The 6,647-nt window shown below is 64.6% G+C and carries 5 protein-coding genes and 1 pseudogene; 2 read left to right on the top strand and 4 right to left on the bottom strand.

Annotation, left to right across the window (positions count from 1 at the left end):
- Window positions 1-20: 20 nt before the first annotated feature.
- Together P1U48_RS08195 and P1U48_RS08200 are read left to right on the top strand one after the other, a co-directional pair.
- Complete coding sequence (locus tag P1U48_RS08195; protein ID WP_301068455.1) at window positions 21-506, top strand: N-acetyltransferase; 486 nt, start codon at window positions 21-23, stop codon at window positions 504-506.
- Window positions 507-568: 62 nt separating this feature from the next.
- Window positions 569-1,333 carry an EcsC family protein gene (locus tag P1U48_RS08200; protein WP_301068456.1) on the top strand — a complete coding sequence of 255 codons (765 nt, stop codon included), beginning with the start codon at window positions 569-571 and terminating at the stop codon, window positions 1,331-1,333.
- 21 nt (window positions 1,334-1,354) lie between these two features.
- On the opposite strand, the gene P1U48_RS08205 is transcribed toward P1U48_RS08200, so the two are convergent.
- The 4 genes and pseudogenes from P1U48_RS08205 to P1U48_RS08220 form a co-directional block, all read right to left on the bottom strand.
- Window positions 1,355-2,422 carry an alpha/beta hydrolase fold domain-containing protein gene (locus P1U48_RS08205; protein WP_301068457.1) on the bottom strand — a complete coding sequence of 356 codons (1,068 nt, stop codon included), beginning with the start codon at window positions 2,420-2,422 and terminating at the stop codon, window positions 1,355-1,357.
- 107 nt (window positions 2,423-2,529) lie between these two features.
- Window positions 2,530-3,570 carry a hypothetical protein gene (locus P1U48_RS08210; protein ID WP_301068458.1) on the bottom strand — a complete coding sequence of 347 codons (1,041 nt, stop codon included), beginning with the start codon at window positions 3,568-3,570 and terminating at the stop codon, window positions 2,530-2,532.
- 48 nt (window positions 3,571-3,618) lie between these two features.
- On the bottom strand, window positions 3,619-5,862 hold the full coding sequence (gene ptsP / locus P1U48_RS08215) for a phosphoenolpyruvate--protein phosphotransferase (protein WP_301068459.1): 2,244 nt from the start codon (window positions 5,860-5,862) through the stop codon (window positions 3,619-3,621).
- 617 nt (window positions 5,863-6,479) lie between these two features.
- Window positions 6,480-6,647: pseudogene (locus P1U48_RS08220) on the bottom strand (IS5/IS1182 family transposase); the annotation flags it as partial.

Below are 6,647 nucleotides of genomic sequence, written 5' to 3' on the forward strand. Positions count from 1 at the left end.
ATCGAAAGATGGGGCAAGTGGTGTTCGTTTTCACACAGGAAACCGCTGAAGATTGGTGGGAGGTCGAGGCGCTCTTTGACCTCAGCTTTGCGCCCGGGCGCACGGCGCTGTCGTCCTATCGGCTGCGCGATGAGGTGCCGCCGGTGGCCGGACTCTGCACCGTGGCCCGCGATGGCGACGGGATTCTGGCCGGGGCGATCCGCTACTGGCCGGTGCAGGTGGCCGGGAAGCCGGTGCTGTTGCTGGGTCCGGTGGCGGTGCACCCGACCCGGCAGGGCGAAGGACTGGCGGCGCAATTGCTGGTCGAAACCCTGGGGCTGGCGGCGCGGCGCGGCTGGGATCGGGTGATGCTGGTCGGCGATGCCCCCTATTACGGGCGTTTCGGGTTCGAGCGTCTGGACGGTGTGGTGATGCCACCGCCGACCAACCCGGAGCGGGTGCTGGGGCTGGCGCTGACACCCGGCGGCTGGGACGGGGTGCAGGGGCCGGTGACGCGGGCGGTTTAGCCCCGGCCCTTGAAACATGTCCGTAAATCCCGATCTGTTCTGTGACATGCCAAGGAAAGCCGATGACTGACACAGACCCGCTGGCCGATGAAATCGCCCAAGAGCTTGACCTGCTGGCGCTGCGCTATCGGCGCGCCGGTGGGGTCGGGATGCAGGTGCTGAACCTGGTTGGCGGCTCGGCGGAGAGCCTGATCGACAAGCTTCCGCTCGAGGTGCGCGGTGGCCTCGACCGCGCCACCGAGGCGGCGCTGAACGCGGCGATGCGCGCCGCCCAGGGCTCGCGCGGGGTGCTGGCGGATCAGCCGGGCTGGCTCAATGTCGCGGTCAGCACCGCGATGGGGGCGGCGGGCGGTTTTGGCGGCCTGCCCTCGGCCCTGGCGGAACTGCCGGTGACCACCACGGTCTTGCTGCGCTCAATCCAGGGCGTCGCGGCGGAGCACGGCTTTGATCCGGCGGCGCAGAATGTGCAATTCGACTGTATCCGGGTGTTTGCCTCGGCCGGGCCGCTCGGTGCGGGTGAGGGGGCTGATCTGGCGTTTCTCACCACCCGGATGGCACTGACCGGCAGCACATTGCAGGCGTTGATCGCCAAGGTGGCGCCGCGACTGGCGCTGGTGCTGGGCCAGAAGCTGGCCGCGCAGACGGTCCCGGTGCTGGGCGCGGTGGCCGGTGCGGCGACAAATTACGCCTACACCAGCTATTATCAGGAAATGGCCCATGTCCATTTCGGTCTGCGCAAGCTGGCGATCGAGGCCGATCTCAGCGATGCCGAGCTGATCGGCCAGCTGCGTCTGCGGGTGCAGGAATCACCGGTCAATACCGCCTGAGCCGGACACATTGCGCCGCGGTCATAGCGCCCGGGCGAATCCGACAATATCCCGGATGGTGCTGGCATAGGCCTCGGGCGCGGCGGCTTCGAACACGATATCGCCGGAATGCGGCGTGCCCGGCACCATGCGCCCGGTGGCCTTGACCCCCGCCGCCACCAGCTTGCCGAACAGCGCCAGCCCTTCATCGCGCAGCGGGTCGAGCTGGTTCACCGAAATCGTGGTCGGCGGCAGAGGCGCCAGATCGGCGGCGCTGGCGTGTAGCGGCCAGGCCAGTGGATCCTGGCTCAGCGGATCCTCAGGCGTATAGAGCGCCGACAGGATGGCCAGAGAGCTGATCTGAATGAAATAGTCGGTATTCTCCTCCAGTGACACCAGCGTCGGGTCGCCCTTGGCATAGGCGTTTGAAACGAAGGGGCACATCGCATAAAGGCCGTCGATCCGGTCGATCCGTCCCTCGCGACCGGCCTTGATCGCGGTGGCCATGGTCAGGTTGCCGCCACCGGATTCGCCGGAGACGATGATCTTTGACAGGCCGAGCTGGCTGCGGTTCTCATGCATCCAGTCCAGCGCCGCGGAACAATCGTTCAGCCCGGCGGGAAACGGGTGCGGCCCCAGGTCACCACCGGAATTGCGGAATTCCACCGAAATCGCGACCAGCCCGGCGGCCGCCAGATTGTCGCGCAGCCGGGTGTAATGGCCGGTGTTGGCGTTCAGGATGCCCATGCCGCCGCCATGCAGGTAAAGCACACCGGGCAGCGGCCCGGTTTCGGCCTCGGGGCGCGAGATATATAGCGTGATGTCATTGCCATCCGGCCCGGCGATAACCTCGGTGCTGCGGGCGATTCCGGTGATCGCCGGGCATTGTTCGGCCAGGGCGCCAAGCAGGGCGTTGAACCCTTGTTCCCCGGCCTCGGCCCAGCTGAGGAGGGCGTCGCGCGGGGCCTGCCAGTCAAACGGCAGCGGCTCCGGGTCGCCACCCAGATCGAACGCGGCCAGCGCCTGAACGATGCCCGGCAGGGTGCGCGGATCGCTGTTCAGGGCGCGCTTCGGATCACCCAGTTTCCCGGGCAGATGTGGATTTGTCATTGTGGCCTCCCTTGCCGAACAGCCGTCCCTTGTCGCCAGGGCTCAGCTGTTGCGATTGTAAGGCTGACAATAGCCGCCCAAACCAATTGGGCCATAGGCAATTCCTGTCAGCAAGCCGGCAGGCTGAATGCGAAACGCGATTGGTCTTCGGTGCCGCCGATCTGGCAGTCCAGATTGTGAAAGCGGCTGTGGCCTGAGGCCAGGCCGACCATCAATTCGCCGTAGCCGACCCGGCATTCCTGCAGGAAATCCCCCTGCCGGTCGATCAGGGTCCAGCCGGTCTGGGTCAGTGTCGTTGGCCCGGCTTCGGGGCCTGAGCGGTCAATGCGATCACCCTGCGCCTGCACCAGCGCCACAATGAAATCCGCCAGCGGTCTGTCGGTCTGCCCAAGTGCTGCCGCCAGCGCGCGAAAGCCCTGCATGCCGACGATCCGGCAGGCCTGCCGCATCAGGCCCTCGCCCTCAATCGGACCAAAGGTATTCACAGATTCCAGCATCGCGGATTTGGCGTATTCCATCGCATAATTGCGATGCGCCTTGGCAAGGCGCGCCGCGGGCCAGTCATCCGAGGCGAGTTGTGGCGCGGCCGCTGGATCGAATGCCGGTGCGCTCTCACCCCGGGCAAAGCGCAGGCGCTCTGACCGCTCCAGATCCCGACCGTAATCGCAGTAATAGCCCTCCAGCCCGTCCTGGGCATCGACCCCCTGTTTGGTGCAGACAAAGCCAACCGACGGCCTGTTCAGCATCATTCCGTTGTTGGCATGCCAGCCCCACAGCATTGCCTCGGACACCTTGCGGGGGATCGCGCACATCGCGACACCCTTCCAGAGCCAGCGCGGCGGCGCATAGCGGATCCAGGCCTTGCTGTCGCTTTCATACATATAGTCGACATCGACGCCGCCGATCTTGTTGGACAGATAGTGATACTTGGCCGCAGCGACGGCGGGCGGATCCTGTTCAATGCCCAGCTTCCTGAGGCCGTCGTGAAACTTTTCCCGCTGCTGGCGGCGGAGGATATTGAACACAAATTCGGCGGCATCGGCTTCGGATTTGCGTGACAGAACCGTCAGCACCAGGCCGAGAAAGATATCGTGATAGAGGTCGGCAACGCCGCGCCAGGCCTGTGCTTCAGCTCTGTTCGGCTGCATTGACCGCTCCAATGGCTCTGTGCTGTTTCGGGGGGAGTGCGGGGCCGGTCACGGCTGCGTTCTGAGCCATTCCATAACCGCCGGGCGCACCGATTGGTTGCCCTCTTCGCTGGCCTTCAGGATCACCGCGCGCAGGGCATCCAGATCGGTGCGTATCAGCAGCGATTTCACCGGCCCGATCGAGGCCGGGCGCATCGACAGGGTGCGCAGCCCCATCGCCGCCAGGCACAGGGCTTCGATCGGTCGCCCCGCGTCTTCGCCACAGAACGACAGCGGCGTGCCGGTTTCCAGGCAGCGGTCGACGATATTGCCGAGGAAGGTCAGGAACGACACATTCAGCGTGTCATAGCGTCGCCGCACCCGTTCGTTTTCGCGGTCGGCCGCAAAGAAGAATTGCTTGAGGTCATTGCCGCCAATCGACAGAAAATCGACATCGCGAAAGAACTGGTTCGGGGCAAAGGCCAGTGACGGGGTTTCCAGCATCGCCCCGACTTCAAGCTTTTGCGGCAGCGGATGGCCCAGGATCCGTTCGCGCGCCAACGCCTTGTCGACCTCAGCCCGGGCGGCCTTGTATTCCTCGTACTGGGCGACAAAGGGGAACATGATGCTCAGCGGTCGCCCCGCCGCCGCCCGGATCAGTGCCTGCAACTGCATCCGCAACACCCCGGGCTTGTCCAGACCGACCCGGATCGCCCGCCAGCCAAGCGCCGGGTTGGGCTCGTCATTCGGTTTCATATAGGACAGCACCTTGTCCGATCCGATGTCGAGGGTGCGGAACACCACCCGTTTGCCTCCGGCCGAATCCAGCACCTTGGAATAGAGCGCGGCGAGTTCGGTGCGTTTCGGCATCTGGCTGCGGATCAGGAATTGCAGCTCGGTGCGAAACAGCCCCACCTCTTCGGCGCCGGATCCGGCCAGTGACGGCAGATCGGCCATCAGCCCGGCATTCATCGTCAGCGCGATGGTCTTGCCGCATTTGGTGATCGCCGGTTTGTCGCGGATCGAGGCATAGCGTTGTTGCGCCACCGTCTGCATGGCAATCTTGTCACGAAACGCGGTCAGCACAGTTTCGTCGGGGCGCAGATGCACCAGGCCACCGTCGCCATCGACGATAATGTGGTCGCCGTTCAGCGCCTCGGTCGCGATGCGTGCGGCATGAATCACCAACGGGATCGCCAGCGACCGCGCCACGATCACCGCATGTGACCCGACCGAGCCGCCCTCCAACACCACGCCACGCAGATTGCGCCCGTAATCCAGCAATTCCGCCGGGCCGATGTTGCGCGCCACCAGGATCGGGTCGGCGGGCATATCCGCACCGGTTTCCTTGCCCTGGCCGGTCAGGATCCGCAGCAGCCGGTTCGACAGGTCGTCAAGGTCGTGCAGCCGGTCGCGCAGATAGGCGTCGCTGGCCATTTCCAGCCGGGCACGGGTCGCGGATTGTTCCTTGTCCACCGCAGCTTCGGCCGACAGGCCACGGGCGATGTCTTCTTCCATCCGCGTCAGCCAACCGCGCGAATGGGCGAACATCCGGTAAGCCTCGAGCACCTCGCGCTGTTCCGCGTCGCCCTTGCCGACGCCATCGAGCATCTGATCGACCGAGACCCGCAGTGAATCCACCGCCGCGTGCAGCCGTTCAGATTCGCGATGCGGATCCTCGGCGATCGGGTTGGTGATCACCACCCGGGGTTCATGCAGCCAGACATGGCCCTCGGCGGACCCTTCCTGGCCCGTGGCACCCCGGAACAGCACCGGATGCTTGTGCCGCGCCGACAGCGCCGCGCCCTCGCCGACAAAGGCGCCCAGCTCGGTCATTTCGGCCAGCACCATGGCCACGACTTCCAGCGCATAGATCTCGTCTTCGGAATATTGCCGCGCGGTTTTTGACTGCACCACCAGCACGCCCAGCTTTTCGCCCAGCCGCTGCACGGATACCCCGGCGAAAGAGGAATAAATCTCTTCTCCCGTCTCGGGCATATAGCGAAACCCGATTTCCTTGGGGGCGTCGGCGGTGTTGATCACCTTGCCGGTGCGGGCCACCCGCCCGACCAGACCTTCGCCCAGCCGCATCCGGGTTTCGTGCACGGCCTCAGGCTTCAGCCCCTCGGTGGAGCAGAGTTCCAGAGTGTCGGAATCGCGGAACAGATAGATCGAACAAACCTCGGTCCGCATGTCTTTGGCGATCAACTGGGTGATCCGGTCAAGCCGGGTCTGACCGGTCGCCTCCTCCGACATGATTTCGCGCAGGCGGCCCAGCAATTTGCGACTGTCGGTCTGAAAATCCTTGGTCATCGGGTCCGGTTGGTCCTGTGAGTGCTGCGGCAAGGAATAGAACACACCTGAGAGGCGAGAGAAACGACAGATGCAGGCCGAGGCGTGGAAACTCATTGAGAGAATTGGTTAAGATTGTTTTTATGGTGGCCCATTCGGGGCGGACGATAGTGAAAACCCTATTCGCACCTGTTGGGATTGAGTGTCGGGCCTGGGCGGACATCGCGCGAGGTTTTGTGCGCAGTTGGGCGAATATGACGCAGCCTGGCGCGGCGGCAGCTCCATGGCGTGCGGCACCCATCCGCCTCTTACAGACAGCCGCCGGTGGGTGTGCCAACCAGCGCCAAACTGGCCTCGGAGGACCACATCCGCACCGCTTGTTCGCCAGGAGGGGCCATTTATCCGGTCTGTTTGCATCGGCCCAGACGATCTGCGCCCCGACGACACCCGCCGCGAAGAGGTTACCACGCCCCGCGTCGCGCAGCGGGCGGCGGCCACGCCGACCCTGCAGGTTTCGACATCGTGGGATGGTGAAACCACGCTGTGGGAAAGCGGCGCATTACTTGAATAGTTGCTGTCCAGCTGTGACCCGCGCCCGAAACCAATACCGCCTCTGGCGCGCGGCGCTTTTCGCCAGGTCATGTCGACAAAAGGCGCAGCCAGAGGCGGATTGAGGTGCTGCCTATGAAGCCCAGGAACCTTTCGGCAGCTTTGTCGTAGCGGGTTGCGACGCGGCGTGCGTTCTTGAGCCTGTTGAAGCACCGCTCGACCAAGTTGCGCAAGGAATACGGCGAATGACCGACACC

The sequence above is a fragment of the Pseudooceanicola sp. genome, from assembly GCF_029213205.1.
GTDB lineage: Bacteria > Pseudomonadota > Alphaproteobacteria > Rhodobacterales > Rhodobacteraceae > Pseudooceanicola.

Coding starts and splice junctions, on each gene's coding strand:
- P1U48_RS08200 (WP_301068456.1), top strand. CDS start 569: ATGACTGACACAGACCCGCTGGCCGATGAAATCGCCCAAGAGCTTGAC.
- P1U48_RS08205 (WP_301068457.1), bottom strand. CDS start 2,422: ATGACAAATCCACATCTGCCCGGGAAACTGGGTGATCCGAAGCGCGCC.
- P1U48_RS08210 (WP_301068458.1), bottom strand. CDS start 3,570: ATGCAGCCGAACAGAGCTGAAGCACAGGCCTGGCGCGGCGTTGCCGAC.
- ptsP (WP_301068459.1), bottom strand. CDS start 5,862: ATGACCAAGGATTTTCAGACCGACAGTCGCAAATTGCTGGGCCGCCTG.